Origin of the sequence: Saccharothrix espanaensis DSM 44229 (genome assembly GCF_000328705.1) — a bacterium.
In the GTDB taxonomy this organism is placed as follows: Bacteria; Actinomycetota; Actinomycetes; order Mycobacteriales; family Pseudonocardiaceae; genus Actinosynnema; species Actinosynnema espanaense.
In genome coordinates this window covers 4,981,628-5,002,823 of record NC_019673.1, presented here as the reverse complement: position 1 = coordinate 5,002,823, position 21,196 = coordinate 4,981,628, and the positions used below count along the sequence as shown (strand labels likewise).

Here is a 21,196-nt window from a genome sequence, read left to right as displayed (position 1 = left end):
CAGCTGACGGGGGATCGGTGACCGGCTACGACGTCGACAGCGCCGCGCTGCTCGCGCACGGCAAGGGCTCGCGGGAGGCGGCGGGCAACTTCGAGCAGTTGGCCACGCTGCTGGAACAGGCGCGCGTGTCCGACGACTGCTTCGGCCCGCTGGGCGAGCTGATGGCGTTCGCGTACTTCGACAGCCTCCAGGAGTGCCAGGACATGGCCGGCAAGGCGAAGACGTTCATGGAGGGCGTCGCCGAGCGCGCCGACCAGACCGCGCAGACCTACCTGGAGGTCGAGGACCTCATCCGGTCGGCGTTCACCGACCTGGGCAACGGCCTGGGCGGCCCCGGCGGGCTGGGCGACCTCAACAGCGCCGGCGACGGCAAGCGCAAGAGCTTCCTGGAGCAGAACGCGGGCTACGGCAGCTCGTGGGTCAGCACGGCCGGCGACGTGGCCCGCGCGAGCAGCCCGCCGGACGTGGCCATCGCCGCCGTGAACGCCCGGATGGAGCAGCTCCAACTGGTGATGAGCCCCGGCCAGTCGTTCCTCGACAACGGCCTGGGCTTCCTGATCGGCATCGTGATCAGCCCGATCGTGGAACTGGTGCTGGAACCGGCCATCGGCGACCCGGAGCAGATGCGCAGCACCGCGCAGGGCTGGTCGAAGGTCGCGGAGTGGCTGGACCGGGCGGGCGAGCACGAGAAGGGCCGCGCCGACTCCACCGCCGAGGCGTGGCGGGGCACGGCCGGCGACAAGTTCCGGCAGCAGATGGGCGAGTTCGCGGAGGGCTCGAAGGCGTTCGCGAACGAGGTCCGCGGCCTCCAGCAGATCCTGGAGCTGGCCGCCGACCTGTTCGACGCGTTCGTGGAGATCTGCGTCGACATCCTGCAAGAGCTGGTGATGGGCCTGATCATCGAGTGGCTGGCCGCCATCGCCGCGTCCTGGATCACCGCCGGCGGCTCGCTCGGCGCGGCGGGCGCGGCGACCACCGCGCAGGTCTCGATCGCGGGCGGGCGGCTGGGGCTCAAGGCCAGCCAGCTGCTGCGCAAGCTGATGCCGCTGATCAAGCGGCTGGAGGACATGCTGCAGAAGCTGCGCAAGGGCCCGCTCAAGAACCTGGTGGAACGGGCCGAGGGCCTGCGCGACGGCAACATGGCGCAGCAGTGGCTGGCCCGCCGGATCGACGCCAACCCGCTGGCCAAGATCGTCACCAAGGCCAACGCCGAGGGGCGGGTGGTGGACGGCGTCGAGGAGGCCGCGACCATGGCGTCCAAGACCGGCAACCGGTTCGCGGCACGCTACGGCGTCGACGGCGAGGGCGCCAACGCGCTGACCACCAACCTCGCCGAGGCCGGTCTGCGCACCGCCGGGCTCAGCGGCACCACCCACGTGCCCACCGCCGTCACCAACGGCATCATGGAGAACGCGCCGGGCCTGGCCGTCGAGCAGGGTGTCAAGTACGGCTACAACAAGGGGCAGGACCCGTCGTCGGACGAGGAGCGGCAGGACACCGTGAACCGCGGCTTCGAGTACGAGTAGGCCATGGGCAACTTCGAGTCGCTGCCCGGACCGGGGCTGATCGCCCGGCTGCGGGTCTGCCGTCCCGGCGAGCAGCTGCTGTGGGCGGTCAACCGGACCGCGTTCTACCTCGACGTCGAGGGCTTGGACGCGGTCGGCAACCCGAGCAAGAGCCTGCTCGGCCGGGGCGTGCGCGCGGTGGGTCGGGGCGTGGGCGGGTTCACCCTCGACGTGGTCGGCGCGGCCCTGCTCGGCGGCGACGACGTGACGGGCTTGGACAAGCCGCCCCCGCCCGACCACCTGCTGTTCGGGCCAGGGCCCGGGTGCCTGGCCCACCAGGCGGTCCCGTCGATCCCGTTCGCGCCGGGCAAGCGCGGGGTGGTGCTGTGGGTGCTGACCGCCCAACGGCTCGTCGTCGCCCGCACGTGGGACCCGGAACCGGCCGCCGAACCGCGCAAGTCGTTGCTGGGCAAGGCGGTGAGCTTCGGCAAGGGGGTGGTGGACTTCGGCGTCGACGCCGCCCGGATCATCGCCGGCAGCCACCACGACCACGGCCGCAACACGTCGGGACAACCGGTGCCGCTGCCCGAGGTGACCGTCCTGCACGAGTTCCCCCGCGCGCGCATCGCCTCGATCACGCCGTTCGCGCGCGAGTCCCGCCCGTGCCTGCGGGTGTCCTTCGTGGACGGTTCCGGGGTGGACTTCCTGTTCCCGGACGAGGGTTCCGCGCGCCGGGCGCTCGACCTGACGAACGGTGCCCGATGAGCAAGCCGCTCAACGCCGAGGACGAGACCGTCGAGCGTGAACTCGCGCAGTTCTGGCTGGCGCCCGGTGAACGCCTGCTGCTGGGCCTGCCGCCGATCCCGGCCCACACCGCGGCCCGGATCGGCCCGGACGTCCGGGTGCCCCACCGCCCGCTCGGCGACGTGCCGGAACTGGACCTGGGCAAGGACCACTGGCCGTTGCCGACCGAGCACGTCACGGCGGACCCGGACGTCGACTGGGTGGACGACCGGACGGTGGGCTGCTTCGCCGTGGCGAGCGGTCCCGCCGACGCCGCGATCCGGCTGGCCGACCACTTCGCGCACAGCCGGGGCCAGGCCCGCCTGGTCGTCAGCGACCGCCGGGTGGCCGCCGTGTACCCGACCAAGCTGCTCCAGAAGGACCCGCAGACGGTCTTCACCACCTACGCCGAACTGCCCGCGAACCACCTGACCGCACTGGACGCCGTGTTCCTCGGCAACAGCCTGGGCGTGCCCCCGGTCGTGCGCCTGACCTTCACGGACGGCTCGGTCCTGCACCTCAGGGACTCCCTGTCCGCCCAGAGGATCACCCGGGCCCACACCCGCGCCACCACCGGCTGACACCGGCCGCGGGTTCGGCAGCGGTGGCGCGTCGACCATCCGGCACCGCTCCGGCCGGTGCCTCACGCTCACGGGGAGAACACGACATGTGAGGCCGGGAGCACGCGCAGCGTCCCGCCGGGGTGGATGGCCTTGCTCAGGACCCGGTTGTGGTGGGCGATGACCTGCTCCGCCGTCAGGCCGGCCTCCGGGTCGCCGTTCGCGGCCGGTGCGTGGCCGTCGCCGACCAGCACGACGTTCAAGTCGTGGCTCAGCGCGGAGCGCGCGGTCGCGTCGACGCAGTAGTCCGTGGCGACACCGGCCAGCACGATCGTGCGCACGTCGCGCGCGGCCAGCGACGCCGCGAGGTCGGTGCGGTAGAACGAGTCCGTCGCGGACTTGCGGACCACCGCGTCGATCCGGTCGAGGCCCAGGCGGGCGCTCAACCGGGTGCCGGGGGAGTCGGGGTCGAAGGCCGTGCCCCTGGCCCCGATCTGCTGCACCGCGAGCACCGGCGCGCCGGCCCGCTTCGCCGCACGGGCCAGGGCGGCGATCCGGCCGGCCAGCTCCTCGCCCCGCCAGACCAGCGGGATCATCAGTTCCTGCATGTCGACGATCACCAGCGCGTCGGTCATACCGCCGAAGCCTATCCGGACCGCACCCACCCGGTCGCGAAGCGTGTTCCCGTACCGGCCGCACCGCGCGGCGGGACGGCTGTCGTCACGGCCCGTTCCCGGCTGATCACCGGCGACGGGTGGCTTATGTCACGAAATCCGGCGGGGTGGTGCTGGACCCGAACCGGGCACTTAGGTTAGCTTCAGCTAAGTAGCCGGCCGGGGCGTGCCCGTCGATCGGACTACCGCGACTTCCGTTGGTGTGGAAAGGGATTCGCCGTCCACCACACCTCCCCGATCCGCCCAGGAGCGCCGAGTTGAGCATCGCGAACACCGTCGACCTCGTCCGGGGGTCGGCGTGACGGCCCCGCGCACCGACCACCGCGACCGGTACCTGGAGCGCATCGCCGAGGTCCGCGCCGGCACCTCGGCGGAGAAGGTCGGCTACCCGATCCACGTCCGCGAGGCCACCGTCGTGCGCACCGCGATGGTCGGCTCCGGTCTGCTGCGCGTCACGCTGGGCCGGCCGGGCACCGAGGGTTTCCAGGCCCACGCGCCCGACGAGCACGTGAAGCTCCTGTTCCCGGGCGAGGACGGCGTGCTGCGCCTGCCCGAGCGCGATGGTCTCATGCTGCGCTGGCCCAAGCCGCTGCCGACCTCGCGCGAGTACACCGTGCGCCGCTACGACCCGGCGACCGGCGAGCTGGACATCGACGTGGCCCTGCACGCCGGCGGGCTCGGCTCGGAGTGGGCCGCCGCCGCCCGCCCCGGCGACACCGTGCACGTCGCGGGCCCGCCCGGCGGCCTGATCGTGCCGCACAACTACGACCGGTACGTGCTCGCGGGCGACATCACCGCCCTGCCCGCCCTCGCGCGCTGGCTGGAGGAGCTGCCGCGCGACGCGGCCGGCTGGGCGTTCATCGAGGTCGCCGGCCCCGACGAGGAGATCGCGCTGGACGCGCCCGCGAACGTCGAGGTGCGCTGGCTGCACCGCGGCGACGTGCCGCCCGGCGTGGGCACCGCGCTGGCCGACGCCGTGCGCGAGGTCGTCGTCCCCGAAGGCGAACGCGCCTACGTGTGGGTCGCGGGCGAGGCCGGCTCGATCAAGCCGCTGCGCCGCTGGGTCCGCGACGAGCTCGGCCTGGGCAAGAAGGACCACGACATCACCGGCTACTGGAAGCGCGGTGTCGAGGACTTCGACGACGACCACGAGCACGAGCACGGTCACGACCACGAGCACGACCACGAGCACGAGCACGGTGACGAGCACGACGACCACTAGCTCCCCGGAACCGACAGACCCCCGAAAGCACCGCAACAGCAAGGAAACACGCATGTCCATCGCCAGATCCCCCCGACTCGTCGGCGCGCTCGCGCTCTCCCTCGCCGTCGTGGCCGGCTGCGGTTCCTCCGCCGGCACCGACGCGGCCCCGGCGGCCGAGGCGCAGACCCGGGTGTTCACCGCGGACAACGGTGACATCACCATCCCGGTGTCGCCCAAGCGCGTCGTGGCCACCGGCTACGCCGTGCCCGCGATGCTGGAGGCCGACGCGCCGATCGTCGGGATCTCGACCTGGCAGCGCGGCATCCCGCTGATGAGCGACGAGGACCGCAAGCGCTACGAGGAGACGCCGAAGATCGCCGGCGAGACCGCCGCCGAGACGAACTACGAGGCGATCGCCCAGGCCGACCCGGACCTGATCGTCATCGGCGTGCCCAAGCCGGTGCTGGCCGACATCGACCTCAAGCGGTTGCAGGACATCGCCCCGGTCGTGGCGATCGGCCCGTCGGTGCCGTCGATGTGGCGCGAGCTGTCCCGCAAGCAGGCCGACGCGGCGGGCTCGCTCACCGAGTTCGACGCCGTCCGCGACGAGTACCAGGCCAAGTCCAAGAAGCTGACCGAGAAGTACGCCTCGGTGCTGCCCGGCCTCAAGCTCGCCCACGTGGGCGCGTACGGCGAGGTCGCCAAGGGCAACTTCCAGCGCGAGTTCAACGGCTCGTGGGGCACCAACATCGCCGAGGACCTGGGCGCGAAGTACTACGGCGAGGTGAAGGTCAAGGGCAACGGCTCGGCCGCGGTCAGCGAGTACCCGTCGATCGAGGAGCTGCCGACCGCCCTCGCCGAGGCCACCGCCATCACCTACTCGGTCAAGCCGGACGGCTCCGTCCCGCCGCCGGTCCAGTACGTGCTCGACTCGCCGCTGTGGAAGGAGCTGCCGGCCGTGAAGGCGGGCAAGACCTACCCGCTGCGCTACACCGAGGCCGCCACCTACCGGTCGGCGATGAAGACCCTCGACGCGGCGGACGAGGCGTTCGCGCCGTTGCTGACGAAGTGAGGACCGCGCGCCGAGGACCCGGCGCGCTGACCGCCGTGCTGATCACCGCCCTGGCCGTGCTGGCCGTCGTGGCGGTGGTCAGCGTCGGCGTCGGCGCGCACGCGATCGCACCCGCCGACGTCGTCCGGGCGCTGTTCGCCTTCGACGGGTCGAGCGACCACGTCGTGGTCCGCGACATCCGGGTGCCGCGCGCCGTCCTGGCCCTCGGCGCGGGCGCCGCGCTCGCCGCGGCGGGCCTGCTGGTGCAGGTGCTGTCCCGCAACCCGCTGGCCGAGCCGGGCGTGCTCGGCGTGACGGCGGGCTCCGGCTTCGCGATCACCGTCGGCTCGGCGCTCGGCCTGACCGCGACGGCGCTGGGCGAGGTCGTGGTGGCCGTGCTCGGCGCGGTCGTGGCGACGCTGCTGGTCTACTCGGTCGGCCGGGGCTCGCCGCTGCGCCTGGTGCTCACCGGGGTGGCGCTGAGCTCGGTGCTGGCCGGCGCGTCGCTGGGGCTGCGGCTGATGCTCCCCGACGTCTTCGACGAGTACCGCTTCTGGGCGGTCGGCTCGCTGGCCGGCCGCGAGCAGGCGCCGAACGCGCTGCCGCTGTCGGTGATCGCGGTGGCCCTGGTGGCCGCGCTGCTGCTGGGCAGGCAGCTCGACGTGATCGCGCTCGGCGAGAGCACGGCGCACGGGCTCGGCGCGAGCGTGACCAGGGTGCGGGCCGCCTCGCTGGTGCTGATCACCGTGCTGGCCGGCACCGCGACGGCGATCGCCGGACCGATCCTGTTCGTCGGCCTGATGGTGCCGCACGTGGCGCGGCGGCTGGCGGGCGCGTCCGTGCCGTGGGCGATGGCGTTCGCCGTCGTGCTCGGCCCGGTGCTGCTGCTGGTGTCCGACATCGGGTCGCGCGTCCTGCTGCCCACCGGCGAGGTGCCGGTGGCGATCGTGACCGCGTTCCTCGGCGGCCCGGTGCTGGTGTGGGCCGTGCGGCGGTACGGGGCGGCGGCCCTGTGAACGGCACCGCGAAGACGTCCGGGACCACCGCGCTGGCGCTGCGCGCGGGACGGGTCTCGCTGCTGGTCGAACGCCGGCTGCTGGTGCTGGTGGCGGTGCTGGTGCTGCTGATCCTCGGGCTGGGCCTGGTCGGCCTGTGCTACGGCCCGACGTGGGCGAGCCCGGCGAAGGTGTTGGACGCGCTGACCGGCGCGCGCGGCGGCTCGAACGTGGTGATCCGCGAGTGGCGGTTGCCGAGGGTGCTGGCGGCGGTCGCGTTCGGCGCGGCGCTCGGCGCGGCCGGCGCGGTGTTCCAGAACATCACCCGCAACCCCATGGGCAGCCCCGACGTGATCGGGCTCGACGCCGGCGCGTACACCGGGGCGCTGATCGCGATCACCGTGCTGTCCGGCTCGCCCGCGCAGCTCGCGCTCAGCTCGCTGGTGGGCGGTCTGCTCACCGCGGCCGTGGTCTACCTGCTGTCGCTGGGCGGCGGGGTGTCCGGGCTGCGGCTGGTGGTGATCGGCATCGCGGTCAACGCCACGCTGACCGCCCTGAACTCGTGGATCGTGCTGCGCGCCGAGCTGGAGGTCGCGATCGCGGCCGTCGGCTGGAGCGCGGGCTCGTTGAACGGCGTCGGCTGGGGCGACCTGACCATCCCGCTGGCGGTCATCGCCGTGCTGCTGGTGCTGCTCGCGGTCCAGTCGCGCGCCGCGCAGCAGGCGGCGCTGGGCCCGGACGTCGCGGTGACCACCGGCGTGCGGCTGGAGCCGTTGCGGCTGCGGTTGGTGCTCATCGGCGTGGGCTGCACGGCGACCGTGACGGCGGTGGCCGGCCCGATCGCGTTCATCGCGCTCGCCGCGCCGCAGATCGGCCGCCGGCTGGCCGGCGCGCCCGGCGTCCCCGTGCTCCCCGCCGCGCTGACCGGCGCGGCCCTGTTGCTGGGCGCCGACCTGGCCGCGCAGGCGCTGCTCGCGCCGGTCGCGCTCCCGGTCGGGGTGATCAGCACCGCGATCGGCGGCTGCTACCTGATGTGGTTGCTCGCCAAGGAGGTCCGACGCAGGTGACAGCGCTCTTGTCCGCCCGGGACGTGACTCTGCGCTACGGCGACCGCGTGGTGTCCACGCGGCTGACCGTCGACGTCCCCGACGGTGCCTTCACCGCCATCGTCGGCCCGAACGCGTGCGGCAAGTCGACGCTGCTGCGCGCGTTCGTCCGGCTGCTGCGCCCGACCGAGGGCACGGTGGTCTTCGACGACCGCGAGATCGGCTCGTACCAGAGCAAGGCCCTCGCCCGCCGGCTGGGCTTCCTGCCGCAGGAGCCCGTCGCGCCCGAGGACATCCGGGTGCGGCAACTGGTCGCGCGCGGCCGGTTCCCGCACCAGTCCCTGCTCTCCTCGTGGTCGCCCGCCGACGAGACCACCGTGGCCGGGGCGATGGACGTCGCGGGCGTGGCCGACCTCGCCGACCGGCCCGTGCAGGAGCTGTCCGGCGGGCAGCGGCAGCGGGTGTGGGTGGCGATGGTGCTGGCCCAGGACACCTCGCACCTGCTGCTCGACGAGCCGACGTCGTTCCTCGACATCACCCACCAGTACCAGCTGCTGTCGCTGCTGGCCGGGCTGCGCGACGAGGGCCGCACGGTGGTCGCCGTGCTGCACGACATCAACCAGGCGTCGCGCTACGCCGACCACCTCGTCGCGATGAAGGACGGCCGGGTCGTCGCCGAGGGCGCGCCGTCCGACGTCGTGGACAGCGACCTGATGAAGCAGGTGTTCGACCTGCCCAGCGTCGTCGTCCCCGACCCCGTGACGGGCACGCCGATGGTGGTGCCGACGCTGTAGGCCCTGCGTTCAGCGGCAGTCCTCCTCGGTCGGGTGGGCGGTGACGACGGCGCTGTACTCGTCCTGCCCGTCGTAGCCGTTGAACACCAGGACCTGGGTGCCCGCCGCCGCGCCGAACGCGGTCGCGGGCACCCACCAGGTGACCTCCTGCCCGTCGCGCTCCTGCTCGACGTCGGCGACCTGCTCCCACTGCCAGTCCGGGCCGGTGTAGCGGAACAGCGTGCCGTTCTCGATCAGGTGGTCCGCGCCGGCGGGCAGTCCCGGTGGCAGCGACCAGCCGGTGGACGGGTTGTCGTCGGCGTCGATGAACACCCGGCGGTGCGGGAAGTCCCTGGTGAACGTCGCCCGGTAGCGGGCGGTCGTGGGGCCCAGGCACGCGTTCGCGCCCAGCACGGCCGCCGGTGGCGTGGTCGCGGTGACCGGTGCGCTCGGCGCGGAGGTGTTGCCCGCGACGTCGCGCGCCCGCACCGTGAACTCGTAGGAGGTGTCGGGCAGCAGGTCGGCGGCGGTGAAGGCGGTGTCGTAGGTGGTGCCGACCGGTTCCCCGTCCCGGAGCACCTCGTAGTCGGCCACCGCGACGTTGTCCACCGCCGGACGCCACCGCAGCACCACCTGGCCGGACGCGGCCTGCGCGCCGAGCCCGCGCGGGGCGGCCGGCGGACGGGTGTCGACCACGCCCGCGATCGCGCCCAGTTCGGCGTTCCAGTAGCTGGTCAGGAAGTCCCAGGTGGACGGGCTGAAGGGACGGTCGGTGACGTAGACGTAGTCCGCGCCGCCGGCCTTCGAACGGGCGACGACGGCGGCCATGTCCTGCTCGGTCGGCACGTCGTAGACCAGGTGCCAGAACTTCTCCCGGCCGGGGTGCGCCTTCTCCCACTCGGGCGGGACGTGCGCCAGGTACGACCCGTGGTCGCCCTCGAACGACAGGATCGTGTCGGCGACGCCGTCGTAGCACTGCTCGGTGTCGGTGCCGGGGTTGATGGCGACGTGGGCGTGCGGGTGCGTCGCCAGGACGTGGTCGCGGAGGGCGGCGTAACGGGCGGCGTACTCGCCGTCCGGGCCGCAGACGTGCAGCACCTGGTCCAGGAACACGCCGTCCACGCCGTACCCGCCGTAGAGCGCGTACCACTCGTCGACGTCCTGGCGGATCTGCGCGGCCCACGCCTCGGGCGTGGTCTCGCCGTTGCGGGTCTGGTGCGCGCCCTGGCCCAGGTCGACGCCGAAGTACCCGGTGTCGACGTAGACCAGCACCCGCGCGCCGGAGTCGTGCACCGCCTCGATCGCCTCCGCCCACGCCGGGGAGAACGGTGCCTCGGGTCTGCTCAGGCTGCCGTTGAGGACCACCAGACCGGTGGTGGGCCGGTTCTGCGCCAAGCGGCGGAAGGTGGTCAGTCCGTCGGGGTCGGCCGGGCTCCAGTAGGCGGGGATCGCGGCCTGCTGGGGCGTCACGGCGGTCGCGGGGGCGGGCGTCAGCAGGGATACCGCCGCGACCACCGCGCCGACTCGGGCCAGAGCGGAACTCGGGCTAGCCATGGTCGCCAGTCTTGGCCACCGCCGTCGTGCGGGCAATCACGCGGAAAGCCGGGCCCCGCTGCGCCGCCCGTCGGCACCGAGCGCGGGCAGCGGGACCAACCCTCACCCGGCTGGCCCAACCGCCATCACACGTTCCGGTGATGTGCGAGAGCGAACCCGGCCGCACGTCCGCTGTGGACGGTAACCCGCCGATGCCGTGCCCCGTGGACTATTCCCTGACGCCGTGCACACAGAGGACGATTGGCGGGCTCGGACCTCCCGGCCGTGAACGGGCTTGAACTTCCAGTAACTGGAACCTCTACCGTGCCCGACATGACGATCACGGTCCTCGACACCGGCCCCGCCATCCGGGAGGTCCTGCGGGCGACGCCGGCCGACCGGCCCGCGCTCCTGCGGGCGGTGCTGGAACCCGCCGCCGGGATGTACCGCCACTTCCCGGGCGAGGTCGACCTCGTCGCGATGCACCGGATGGCGTCGGGCTTCCCGCTGGACCGCGACGAGCGGCGGTGCCTGGAGGCGTTGGACGCGTTGGAGGGCGCCGACGCGTGGGGACGGATCGGGCGTGCGCTGGAGGACGCGCTGGCCGTGCAGCTCGCGGCGACACCCGACCTCGCGGTCCCGGACATCACGGTGCTGATCGTGCTCGGCGACCCCGGCGACCCCCACTTCATGGGACCGAACCTGGGCATGACGGCCAACGGCAGCACGCCCGGCTACGTGTTCCTGAACTTCTGGCCCTACCCGGAGAACCTGGCCCGGCTGGAGGCGACGGCGGTCCACGAGCTGAACCACAACCTGCGCTACGGCAGCGGCGTCGTGATCTGGGACCCGGCAACGGTCACGGTGGGGGAGCACGTGGTGTCCGAGGGGCTGGCCGACGCCTTCGCCCGCCAGCTGTACGGCGACGACCTGGGCCGCACCCGGATCGGCGTACCGCACCGCGACGACGACGCGGTGTTCGCCAAGGTCGTCTCCGGCCTGGAGGTGACCGGAATGCAGAACTTCGCGGCCTGGGTCCACGGCGACGAGACCGCCCTGCGCTACGGAGCAACCCCCGTCGGCCTGCCCACCGGTGCCGGCTACGCGGCAGGCAACCGCCTGGTCGACACCTACCTCTCCACAACCGGCCACACCGCCGCAGAGGCCCTCCTGGCCGACAGCAAGGAGATCATCGACGTCGCCCTGCGGCACGCCTGACCGGGCACTCCGACACGGTTCCGGTTGGTGTAGTCGGCAGCAGTGCCTGGGAGGCGAGGTCGGGCACGGCAGACACGGCTTGGTCGACCACCTCGGTGAACCGGTCAACAAGCCCTGCTTGAGTCCCGGCATCACCACATCGTCATCGCTGAAAGGCGAGCGCTGGAACCGACCCGATAGCACTGACTGCGGCAACGACCCATGCGCCACCGTCGACACCACTTTTCGGGATCATCCACGGTTCGACCACGGCTGTCCGCTCACGGGTGGCTCGCGACGACAAACTGGTGAACACCACACGTCCGCCACCACCGCCGGCAACGTCGCGATGGCCGTCCAGACGTGCAGGTGTGCAGACGGCGTTGTGCACGTTGGGCCGCCGAAACCCCGACCACGGCCACTCGGCCCACGTGGACCAGGCGCAGCCTTGCCTGGTCACGCTGACCTCGCCGGCGCCCGGCCGGCCCGAAGGCCACTTCGACACAGTCGTTGTCCGGCGGGAGGCTCCGAGACCACGCGCGCCTGTCGGCGACGTTCCGGTCGGGCCGGCTGGGGGACGACGGACGGCGGCGTTGTGGGACGCTCCCAGCGCGACCGACGGTAGGACATCCTCGCGGGTGCCGGGCAGTGCGACGTCGCTGGAAGCGCCCTTGCCTACGTGGACTCGTCAGCCCGGTGTCGTCCTGATCGACGCCGGTATCCGGGCGGGCTGCGAATCCGCACGCTCAGCTGTGCTCCGTCCGGCCTCAGGTGGGCAGGGGCGGCTTCTTCGGCACGTCGACCTTGGGAGGCTTCAGGTTGTCGACCGTGGCCGGCATCTTCGGTTCGTCAGAAGCGTTGACAGTTGCCTTCACCTGCGTCGCCACCTCCTGCAGAGTGGACGACGCCATGGTCGACGTCGTCTTCGGGTCGTTGCTCGCGGCGAGTTGGTCCACGGCCGCCTTCTGAGTGCTCTTGAAAAGTGGTTCCAGGAACCTACCGGCTATTTCCAGGGCGACGGGTGACAGCTCGTTCACGATCTTGGGGTCGCGCGCCTTCTGCGGAATGCCCGTCAGCAGTTCCGGATCGATGTCCGGGTCGACGGCTCCGGGGATCTCCTTGCGGAGGGTTTGTGCGGCTTTTTCGGCGGACAGCGCCTGGCCCTTGCCCCCGTCGAAGATGTTCTGGTAGGTCATGGTTCGCCTCCTGGGCGTCCTGGTGGTCGCGGGTCACGGCTTGGGCTTGTAGAGCGGTGCGTCGGTGGCCCCGAAGCGGTTGCCCTGCTGCAGGGGTTCGAGTTCGAACACCTCGTGCTCGCCGGCAAGGACTGAGGCGACTTCCGCCCGACCTACCTGGGTGAACTGCTCGCCGTAGTCGACCAGCCCGAGGACTTCGACCGGGAACACGACCGTCTGGACCCAGTACGGACCCGAACCGGAATGGTTCGGGTCGAGGTTCTGCACGCGCCTCCGTTCCCCCGCGTCCATGGTGGGGAAGTGTTGCGGGATGGTGGTGGGGTCCACCTCGGCCTTGTAGTGCAAAGCGACATGACCGGCGAAGACGATGGGGATCTCGTAGTCGTACCTCCGCACCTGACGCCTTTGCGTGGCCCGCACGACCGCACGGGACTTGACCGGACCCTTGAGCGACGAGGTCTGGGTCCACGAAGTGCTCAGCGAACCGCTGACGGAAGCCGTGATTCCCAGCATGAGCTGGGCGGACAACTCTCCGGTCCCGGTGGCGGAACCAGTAGCGGTGGTGGTTGCGGACGTCGTGTTGGTCGCATCTCCACGCATCTGGACTTGGGCACCCTGGTTGTCCTTGTGGTTGTGCGCGATGTTGGTCTGCGACGCTGTCGTCGTGCTGCTCTTCTGCAGACTCTTCTGCAGTTGCGTCTGCAGCTGCGCGGAGGTCTTCGCTCCGAACGTGAGCTGCACCTGCCCCGACAGCGACCAGCTGATCGTGTTGGAGACTGAGAACTGAACGGTGTTCGTCCACTCGACCGGCGGCATGATGTTGTTGCGGTTGACGTAGACCTGTTCGGAGATCACCTCGGGCGGAGGTTGGGCGATGTCTCTGCGTTCCTCGATCAACGGCACGCCCATGTTCAGGTAGGCGAGCCACCCCCGGTCGTGCGCGTTCGGCACGTTCGCAGGGTACTGTCCGTAGATCGTCCTGTTGAGTGAGAAGCCGATCGGTGTGAGGTACGCACCGGTCCGGTCCTTCGCCTTCACGTATTCGGAGATCGGGGTGTTTCCCCATTTGCGGTCCGCCCACCTGAGGATCGAGGGGGCCTTCGCCGGGATGGCGAGTTCTTCCTGGTTTCGTCCAGTCAGCGGGTGCCGCAGGAACCTCGTCGGCTTGTAGGTAGACCCTATCGGGTTCTGATCGGTCACGATTCTCCCTTCTTGGTCGCAAATAATTCGGTCCTGCTGTTCCGTCGGCGTCGCATTCGCTGCCGAACCGGACTCGGCCGATCGGAAGGAGTGGGGCACCACCTCGGTGATCGGCACACGGCAGATCCAAGCCGCGCAGGAAGCGTCCTGATCCCGATTGTGCTTCGGCGGGATCCGGGATCACGGAGAGGTCGGAACGTCCACACCATCGTGCCCGGCGGCCACGGTCGACATCAAGACGCTTACCTGGAAGGTGTGGCCAAACCCCCGATGGGGTAAGTCGGCGCCCTGCACACAGTCACATCTGGCACTTCCGCTACGACCGGTCGGCCGAATCGAACGCGATTGCCCAGATGCACGCGGAGCGGTCCGGCGAACTCCGGGCTTACCGCAATTGAGCGGAAAGAGGAAGGCCAAGGGAGGGTATCCACCTCTCCGCCGCCGATCGGATCCCGTCCGAGCAAGACGCGAACTCGCCCGTTGTGACCGACTCATCGCAGCCGTCCGGCGAAGCCGCAGCCACCTCCTGACTCGGCTGCGTCGTCCCGGTGGCTTTGGTCCTCGTGGCATCGCGGTCAGTCACAGCGGTCTGGGGCGGCACAGCGCCGCTCTCCGCTGGGTCTGATCAGGGCGTTGACGGGTGAACGTCGGCCTTGTGGTGCCGGGTGATTGCTGGGAGTAGTCCGAGGTCGCTGAACCGCGGTTCGCCTGCGCCGTCGATCACGCTCACCGTGTCGGGCGAGGGTGGGTGGGGTCACCCCGTCGAGCGCCTGGGTGGAGTGCCGTGCCGTGCGCAGGTGGTCTGGTGCCACGTCGCGTTGCCCGTGCTCGTGGCGATGCCTGCGCAGGCCCATCCGGATGACTGCACCGCGTACCTGGCTGACCAGGGCTACGAGATCACCGACAAGGTGGACGGCAGTTGCTGGGCGGGCTGGCGCGGGTAGTGCGGGGAGTGGTCGTTCCCGTTCCTCGTCGTGGTGTGCACGCCGGTGCCGTCGCAGGTCCACCGGACGGCTGGATCCGAGTCGGCCCGCCAGGCTCGTAGTTCCGCTTCCCGGGCGCCCGCCTACGGCGGCAACGACGGCCTCCTGGAGACCAGGAGCACGCCACCGACGGTGATGTCGGCGGGTACCCACTACAGCCAGTACGTCGCCGAGGTCGACATCCAGCGCGACACCGGCACCTACCTGGTGCTGTTCGTCCCCAGCGGTGTGGGCGTTCACCGTCCTCGCCTGCCTGTTGGTCTTCGGCCGACCGGTCACCGCCAGGTGAAGGGCGGGATCTGCGGGGTGTCCTTGTCGAGGAGGTCGAGGGTGACCAGGTCGCCGTGTTGTCCGAGGGGTGCGGTGAGGCGGCGCATCGTGCCCTCGCCGTTGATCCAGTAGCGGATGCGGCCTTGCGGCGCGGCGTCGGAGGTGGCGCGGGAACTGGCCGGGCTGGGGCCGGAGACGACCATGAGGTCGGTGTCGCCCACGTGTTCCGAGCGCAGCCAGCGGGCGTCGCTCTGGGCGAGCAGTTGGGCGTTCTCGGGCCGGTCGAGGGCGAGGTTGAGGGTCATCAGCAGGGCCGCGTCGATGGGGTTGTGCCTGGCGTCCAGCGGGCGGGGCCGCCAGTCCGCGGTGTCCGGGGGCTGGTCGGGCAGGCCACCGGACCAGCCCGGGATCACCGCGACGGCCTGAGGCGTCCACTGGAGCAGGAAGTCCTGGCGCTCGCCGGTGGGTTTGGCGGTGTGGACGGTGCCGTAACCGCGGTGGTCGCGCCAGTCGACCCGGGCGGTGAGGTGGAACTCGTGGCCGGCGTGGGGGATGACGCCGGTGATCACGCCGCGACCGCGCTGGTAGTTGGCGAAGCGCGCCAACGAGATCCGCTCGGCTTCATCGGCGGTGAGTGGTCGGGGGTTGTCGGTCGGCGCGGTCGGCGCATCCTGGCCCGCGCAGCCGGCCAGGAGCAGAGCGGTGGCCACGGTGGTGAGCAACCTGCGGATCACGGTCGGCTCCTGCTGTTCTCGGCGAGCAAGGTGGGATCGGGTAGGCCGACCCGGTCCAGCGGCGGTACGGCCGATGGCCCTTCCACCGGGGTGGGCGCGGTGTCGGGCAGTTGCGGCTGGGGTGGCGGGAGCGGTACGTCGCGGAAGGGAATCCCGGCGGGCGCTTCGGGAGTTCGCGGAGCGGGGGCGGCGGGCAGTTCGGCACCCTCGCGCAGGCACCGGTCGACCGGGAGGTCCGGCGGGTAGGTGGTGGTGAAGGTGTTGTGGCGCAGGCAGTTGTCCCGGCTGGGCGCGCGGGCGGTGGCGACGTTGGCGAGATCCGCGGCGTTGCCGGTGAACACGTTGGCCTCGATCGTGTTGCCCGCGGCGGGGATGTCCTCGGTGGCCGCCAGCATCAGCCCGGCGCGCGGGTGACCTCGAACGAGGTTGCGGACCACGGTGTTGCGCTGCCCGCCGCCGATCCCGATCCCGATGCCGAACCCGCCGTCGGCCTGGTGCGGGGTCTGCGCCTCGGCGTTGTCGGCGACGAGGTTGCCCGCGATCACCGAGTTCTCCTGGGGCCGGAACGCCTCCAGGTAGTCGGAGTTGACCGTCAGCCCGACCCTGTTGTGGGTGAACCGGTTGCGCAGCACCCACAACCCGGTGCCGGCGTTGGTCCCCTCGTAGCCGACGGCGTTGTACTCGGCGACGTTGTCGGCCACCAGGATGTGGCAGGGCTTGCACTGCCCCACGTAGATGCCGGAGTCGGAGCTGCCGGAGGCGTAGTTGTGCTCGATGGTGCCTTGTCGGGCGTTGAAGGCGTAGATCCCGTACAGCCCGTTGTTCGCGGCGGTCACGTACCGGACGCGGAAGCCTTGCAGCGGCGGGGACTTCTCCGGGTCCAGCCGCTGGTAGCCGTCGTTGCCCCGGACGTCGGGCTCGCTGCCGTCGCGAGTGGCGCCGGTGAACAGCACGCCGTTGAGCAGGTGGTCGCGCACGGTCAGGTTCTCCACCGCCACCGCCGGCGCGGTCACCACCACGCCGTGCCGCCGCCGCCCCTCGCCGTCGATCACCACCCCGTTGCGGTCGGTCCCCCGCAACGTCACGTGATCGGTGCGGATGCGCACGCTTTCGCGGTAGACACCGGGCGACACCAGGACCACGTCGCCCGGCCGTGCCCGGTCCACGGCGGACCCGATAGTCGCCTCGTCCTGCGGCACGCGGATGGTCCCCGGCGCGGTTCCGGACTCTGCCGTCCCGGTGGTGCACGCCGTAGCCGCTGTCAGAACGACCAGCAGGGGCAGCACGAAGTCGCGAAGGCGAGTCACCGGGATCTCCTGACGCGGTTCACCGGAATGAGTAGCGGGTTGCGGGCCAGCGCGTTCATCGTAGCGTGACAAACTGGGCACCGTGCGTGACAGATCGGAATTCACCCGCCGAGGCGTTGTCGCCGGTGGTCTGGCGGCTCTGGCGTCGCTGTCCGCGTGCCGCCAGAGCACCACAGTGGACACCCGTGACCCGTCAGGGGCACCGGTCGCGATGCACGGCCGCACACAGGCCGGTATCGACCGCCCCGACCCGCCCCAGCAATTCCTCGGCCTGTCCGTCCACGACGTCCACGATCACGACCTGGCCGCACTGCTGAGCCGCCTCACCGACATCATCCGCGCCACCACCGGCGGACAGGACCCCCGACTCGGCGGACTGCCCCCGGGCGACCTCACCATCACCGTCGGACTCGGCCCCCGCCTGATCAGCGCTCTCGACCCCACCCTGCCCGGCGCGCGGGATCTGCCCGCGTTCACCCGCGAAGACATCCCCGACACCGCCCGGGGCGGCGACCTGATGATCCAGACCTGCGCCGGCAACCCCCTGACCCTCACCGCCGCCGAAACCCTCGTCGCCCACGAACTGGGCGCACCACGCTGGTCACAACGCGGCTTCCGCCCACCAACGGGGGATCAAGGCCTCGGCCGAAACCTCCTTGGCTTCCTGGACGGCATCGAAGTCCCACGAACCCCCGAGGACGTCGACCGCGAGGTCTGGCTCGACGCACCCCCGGCGGTGGCGGGCGGCACGATCGCCGTCGTCCGCCGGCTGCGCGTCGACCTCCCCCGCTTCCTCGCCGAGCCCCTCGACCGCCAGGAAGCCGTCATCGGCCGGCACCGCGCCGACGGAACGCCGCTCACCGGCGGCACCACCACCGACCACGTCGACCTGTCCGCCAAGACCCCCGACGGCCGCTACGTCATTCCCACCACGGCCCACGTCCGCCGCGCCAACCCCGCAGCCACCGGCAGCGGCACCATGCTCCGCCGCAGCTACACCTACGACAACGGTCCCGGCGACACCGGCCTGCTGTTCATCTCCTACCAACGAGACCTGCGCACCTACACCGCCACCCAACACCGCCTCGACCAGGCCGACGACCTTCTCGACTTCACCACCGCCACCGCCACCGCCACCTTCCTCGTACTCCCCGGGCCCACTCCTGACCGCGTTCTGGGGCATCACCTGCTGGCTTGAGCGCCCCCGTACCACTTCCAGGACTGAGCGGGTGGCGTCAGGCGCACTCTCGTCGCAGGCGGTCGACCACCTGTGTCACCTGGTGGCAGGCGAGATCGCGCAGGAACCTACGACGGACGGATATGGGTCGCATTTGATGCAACGAAGACCTGACGGGGGAGGGCTGCGCATCGTGCGGGGGTCGGCGTGAACCCACTGCTTGCCGTAGGACCTCTGCCGCGGCCTCGACCGGTTTCGTCAGGGTTCTGGCTGGCCGCGCGCCTGCCTGACCGCCCGCCCCGCAGATCGGAGCGGGCGGCCACGGTGCTGCATCCGGGTCAGGACGATGGGTTGCCGTTGGGGTCGTAGCCCGCATCGATGTCGTGGTTCACCGATCCCGGACCGCCGGTTTTGCCCTTGGCCCGCACCTTGGGTGCTTTCTTGACCTGTTCATCGCCCTTGGGGATCTTCGTGCCGTTCGCGTCGAACGCTATGTCGGAATTGCGCGTCGGTTCATCGTCGGGATGGTCCGCAGCGATGGTCCAGTCGCCGGACTTGAGATTCGTCGCCGAAGACCGGTCGAACTCGACCACGTACCAGGTATCGGGCTTGAGCTTCAACTTGCCGGCCATCTCCGGCGATGGGAAGTAGTACTCGCCGTCCTTGTCGGTCTTCGTCGAGTCGAGCCTGTCCTTGACCTTGGCATCACCGTCGCCCTGGCTCTCCGCCTCGTACAGCGTCACCGTGATGTCTTTTAGGCCCTTGTACTCGCGAGCGTTCTGCAGGCCCCGGTAGAAGTCCTCCCACACCCGGTTTCCGATTTGTATCGGGGCTTCGTCGCAGATGTATTCCAAGTCGGCCAGACCGTTGGCCTTGCCGAACGGCGCACTGGGTGCCAGGAGGTTGTCGTTCCAGTGGATGATTCCGTAACTGTCGTTCCGCGGGTCGCGTTCGCCGGTGGCCCGATCATGCCACCCGATTCCATTCGAGTAGGTCGTCTCTATCGGGTCCAGATGCGTGGCGGCGATTCTCTTCTCGGAATTGGCCAGCGCGAGGGCGCCCAAGGCGGTTTCTTGGTGGGCGCCGCCGTTGCGGTTGAAGTTGTCTCCGACGTAGAACTCCTTGTGCGGCGGGTCCGCGCTCAGCGCGTTGTGGGTTTCACACCCCGACTCGCCCTCCCAGATGAACTTCCCGCCTGCCGCGCACACCCTGATGATGTCACCGGCGGCGGCGCCTTGTTGGATCGAGTCCTTTGTCTTCGGGTCGGAGATGTCGACCCCGGTCAGGTCGCCGAAACGGTCTCGGAAACCAAGCACCAGATGTCCGCCGGACTCCACTTCGATATCGGCCAGCATGGGCTCGGGGTACGTGGACATCCGCAGATATTCGTACGGGAAGTCATCGGCGGCTTTCGACCACGGGTTCCAGTCCGCGGGCTTTGTGGGATCCTTGGACCTCGCCGTCCAGGAGTAACCGCGTTTGTAGGTCAAAGGGTGTTGCAATACAGGGGTGAACTTCGCGTTCTGGGTCGAGTAGTCGTACTGGAGGACGACGGCCTTGAGGTCTTCGGCCTTCCGGTCCGTCTCGGCGGAGCACACGCCGCCGACGTATAGCGTGTTGTCCCCCGTGCCGAGGGCCATGGGTCGCCAGTCGTCGGCCTTCGCGCACCCCGAGTACTCGATCTTCGTGGTGGTCGGCTTCCCGGCGCTGTCCCCGCTTATGTCGTACGCATTGAGCGTCCGGTCGTACATGTTGACCACGAACAACTGCTTCTCGTCAGCGGAGATCTCGATATCGCCCAGACTCTCCCGGCCGACCGCCTGGACGAAAGTGCGGTCCGCATGATCGTACTCCTCCGTGTTCGGGTTGAAGGACAACGTGCCCGCAGGCGGTTCCTTGGCGTGCTGCGTCGATCCCGCCGGCAACTTGTCGAAGACCTTCGTGGTTTCGTCCTCGGTGGACACGTCGGTGACATAGATCGCTCCCGAGCCGCCGGGGCCGTACGGCGCGAAGCGTTTGGCGAAGGCGCCGGAGAAGATTCTCTTCTTGCTCTTCTGGTGGGCTATCCCGTAGACGACTCCGGTGTCCTTCTTCTTGGCCAGGATGATCGGGGTTTCTTTGCCGTCTTCCTTCTCGGTCTTCAGGTTGAACTTGTCGCCCCGCCACTTGTTGCCGATCTTGACCAAGGTCGGCAACTCGTTGTCCTTGCCGTGCGACAACTGGCAGGCGGTCACCAGGTAGGAGTCGACGGAGCAGTACTTCGCCGGGTTCCACAGTGAGATCAGCTGCTCGGTCCTCGTTCCCGCTGTCACGTACAGGTCGATCGGGCGCAGGCCCTGACTGCTCGCGAAACCAGCCTGGCGCGCGCCCAGGGAACTCTTCTTGACCCTGATGATCGCATTGGCGGAACCATAGTCGTCGATCGGGATCTTGACCTCGGCTTGGCCGTTCGCGTCGGTCTTCGGCGGCGGTTCGGGCGAGTACGGCTTGTCGCCCGAACCGTCCGGGTCGGGTATCAGGACTTCGAACTCGACGTCTTTGATGCCGCCGGTCTTCACCTCGTCGTCGTCGGCCTTGCCATTGCCGTTGTAGTCGTCCACCACCTTGACCTTGACCGTGTGGAATCCTTCTGCATGGGCGACTACGGGAAGTGTTGCCGCGATTGTGGCGGCCACTGTCAACGCCGTGAGTACTTTTCGCTTTCTCATCCTGCCGTGCGCTCCTTCTGCTATGCTGGTGACGACACCACTCCGGGTGCCGCCCATCAGCCAACATCAGAGCTGCACGGCTCGCCTGATCATCAGGGCTTTTCATGCCGACGGGGAACGGTCCGCCGTTCGTGGCACTTCTTGGTCGATCATCGGCTGCGACGGATCGCGATCTGTCTTCGATCCGATTGAGAGAGGAGTTCGCGTCTCGTTCACTGGCACGGGTGACCCTTCGCCTGTTCGGATCCTTCACGGTCGCCGAGCCTTTCACCTCGGCCTGGACCGATGTATGCAGGATCA

17 protein-coding genes are annotated in these 21,196 nt (G+C 70.1%); 10 read left to right on the top strand and 7 right to left on the bottom strand.

Annotation, left to right across the window (positions count from 1 at the left end; translation table 11 throughout):
* The first annotated feature begins 17 nt into the window (after positions 1-17).
* The 3 genes from BN6_RS22165 to BN6_RS22155 are packed head-to-tail and all read left to right on the top strand — an operon-like array spanning position 18 to position 2,869.
* Complete coding sequence (locus BN6_RS22165; protein ID WP_015101971.1) at positions 18-1,526, top strand: WXG100 family type VII secretion target; 1,509 nt, start codon at positions 18-20, stop codon at positions 1,524-1,526.
* A gap of 3 nt (positions 1,527-1,529) precedes the next feature.
* Complete coding sequence (locus BN6_RS22160; protein WP_015101970.1) at positions 1,530-2,270, top strand: hypothetical protein; 741 nt, start codon at positions 1,530-1,532, stop codon at positions 2,268-2,270.
* Positions 2,267-2,869: a hypothetical protein gene (locus BN6_RS22155; RefSeq protein ID WP_015101969.1), complete on the top strand. Its 603-nt coding sequence runs from the start codon at positions 2,267-2,269 to the stop codon at positions 2,867-2,869. Before BN6_RS22160 ends, BN6_RS22155 begins: the two co-directional genes overlap by 4 nt.
* Positions 2,870-2,937: 68 nt before the next feature.
* Here BN6_RS22155 and BN6_RS22150 read toward each other — a convergent pair whose 3' ends face one another.
* Positions 2,938-3,483: an isochorismatase family protein gene (locus BN6_RS22150; RefSeq protein WP_084672723.1), complete on the bottom strand. Its 546-nt coding sequence runs from the start codon at positions 3,481-3,483 to the stop codon at positions 2,938-2,940.
* Between the two features lie 337 nt (positions 3,484-3,820).
* Here BN6_RS22150 and BN6_RS22145 point away from each other — a divergent pair, with 337 nt between their 5' ends.
* Genes BN6_RS22145 through BN6_RS22125 form a run of 5 tightly spaced genes read left to right on the top strand, consistent with a single transcriptional unit; the run spans position 3,821 to position 8,612 of the window.
* On the top strand, positions 3,821-4,744 hold the full coding sequence (locus tag BN6_RS22145) for a siderophore-interacting protein (protein WP_015101967.1): 924 nt from the start codon (positions 3,821-3,823) through the stop codon (positions 4,742-4,744).
* A gap of 52 nt (positions 4,745-4,796) precedes the next feature.
* A complete protein-coding gene (locus tag BN6_RS22140; RefSeq protein WP_015101966.1) occupies positions 4,797-5,798 on the top strand; it encodes an ABC transporter substrate-binding protein in 1,002 nt (333 codons plus the stop codon).
* Complete coding sequence (locus tag BN6_RS22135; protein ID WP_015101965.1) at positions 5,795-6,793, top strand: FecCD family ABC transporter permease; 999 nt, start codon at positions 5,795-5,797, stop codon at positions 6,791-6,793. Before BN6_RS22140 ends, BN6_RS22135 begins: the two co-directional genes overlap by 4 nt.
* A complete protein-coding gene (locus BN6_RS22130; protein ID WP_015101964.1) occupies positions 6,790-7,839 on the top strand; it encodes a FecCD family ABC transporter permease in 1,050 nt (349 codons plus the stop codon). The genes BN6_RS22135 and BN6_RS22130 overlap by 4 nt, the downstream gene beginning before the upstream one ends.
* The gene (locus BN6_RS22125; RefSeq protein WP_015101963.1) at positions 7,836-8,612 is read left to right on the top strand and encodes an ABC transporter ATP-binding protein; all 777 of its coding nucleotides are present in this window, start codon (positions 7,836-7,838) and stop codon (positions 8,610-8,612) included. The genes BN6_RS22130 and BN6_RS22125 overlap by 4 nt, the downstream gene beginning before the upstream one ends.
* Positions 8,613-8,621: 9 nt before the next feature.
* On the opposite strand, the gene BN6_RS22120 is transcribed toward BN6_RS22125, so the two are convergent.
* Positions 8,622-10,145, bottom strand: a complete 1,524-nt coding sequence (locus BN6_RS22120; protein WP_015101962.1) for a spherulation-specific family 4 protein — start codon at positions 10,143-10,145, stop codon at positions 8,622-8,624.
* 312 nt (positions 10,146-10,457) lie between these two features.
* Between BN6_RS22120 and BN6_RS22115 the strand changes: the two genes are divergently transcribed.
* Positions 10,458-11,342, top strand: coding sequence for a DUF2268 domain-containing protein (locus BN6_RS22115; protein ID WP_015101961.1), 885 nt, complete (start codon positions 10,458-10,460; stop codon positions 11,340-11,342).
* Positions 11,343-12,088: 746 nt separating this feature from the next.
* Here BN6_RS22115 and BN6_RS22110 read toward each other — a convergent pair.
* From BN6_RS22110 to BN6_RS22095, 4 genes are all read right to left on the bottom strand, one after another.
* Entirely contained in the window at positions 12,089-12,517 is a 429-nt protein-coding gene (locus BN6_RS22110; protein WP_015101960.1) for a hypothetical protein, read from the bottom strand.
* A 33-nt stretch (positions 12,518-12,550) separates the two neighbouring features.
* Positions 12,551-13,834, bottom strand: a complete 1,284-nt coding sequence (locus BN6_RS22105) for a hypothetical protein (RefSeq protein WP_197540171.1) — start codon at positions 13,832-13,834, stop codon at positions 12,551-12,553.
* Between the two features lie 1,141 nt (positions 13,835-14,975).
* Positions 14,976-15,704: a hypothetical protein gene (locus BN6_RS22100; protein WP_015101957.1), complete on the bottom strand. Its 729-nt coding sequence runs from the start codon at positions 15,702-15,704 to the stop codon at positions 14,976-14,978.
* A complete protein-coding gene (locus BN6_RS22095; RefSeq protein ID WP_015101956.1) occupies positions 15,701-17,011 on the bottom strand; it encodes a right-handed parallel beta-helix repeat-containing protein in 1,311 nt (436 codons plus the stop codon). Before BN6_RS22095 ends, BN6_RS22100 begins: the two co-directional genes overlap by 4 nt.
* 82 nt (positions 17,012-17,093) lie before the next feature.
* Here BN6_RS22095 and BN6_RS22090 point away from each other — a divergent pair, with 82 nt between their 5' ends.
* A complete protein-coding gene (locus BN6_RS22090) occupies positions 17,094-18,209 on the top strand; it encodes a Dyp-type peroxidase (RefSeq protein ID WP_015101955.1) in 1,116 nt (371 codons plus the stop codon).
* Positions 18,210-18,526: 317 nt separating this feature from the next.
* Here BN6_RS22090 and BN6_RS22085 read toward each other — a convergent pair whose 3' ends face one another.
* Positions 18,527-20,788, bottom strand: coding sequence for a hypothetical protein (locus BN6_RS22085; RefSeq protein ID WP_041313618.1), 2,262 nt, complete (start codon positions 20,786-20,788; stop codon positions 18,527-18,529).
* Between the last annotated feature and the right edge of the window lie 408 nt (positions 20,789-21,196).

Coding starts and splice junctions, on each gene's coding strand:
- BN6_RS22115 (WP_015101961.1), top strand. CDS start 10,458: ATGACGATCACGGTCCTCGACACCGGCCCCGCCATCCGGGAGGTCCTG.
- BN6_RS22160 (WP_015101970.1), top strand. CDS start 1,530: ATGGGCAACTTCGAGTCGCTGCCCGGACCGGGGCTGATCGCCCGGCTG.
- BN6_RS22120 (WP_015101962.1), bottom strand. CDS start 10,145: ATGGCTAGCCCGAGTTCCGCTCTGGCCCGAGTCGGCGCGGTGGTCGCG.
- BN6_RS22155 (WP_015101969.1), top strand. CDS start 2,267: ATGAGCAAGCCGCTCAACGCCGAGGACGAGACCGTCGAGCGTGAACTC.
- BN6_RS22140 (WP_015101966.1), top strand. CDS start 4,797: ATGTCCATCGCCAGATCCCCCCGACTCGTCGGCGCGCTCGCGCTCTCC.
- BN6_RS22150 (WP_084672723.1), bottom strand. CDS start 3,483: ATGACCGACGCGCTGGTGATCGTCGACATGCAGGAACTGATGATCCCG.
- BN6_RS22110 (WP_015101960.1), bottom strand. CDS start 12,517: ATGACCTACCAGAACATCTTCGACGGGGGCAAGGGCCAGGCGCTGTCC.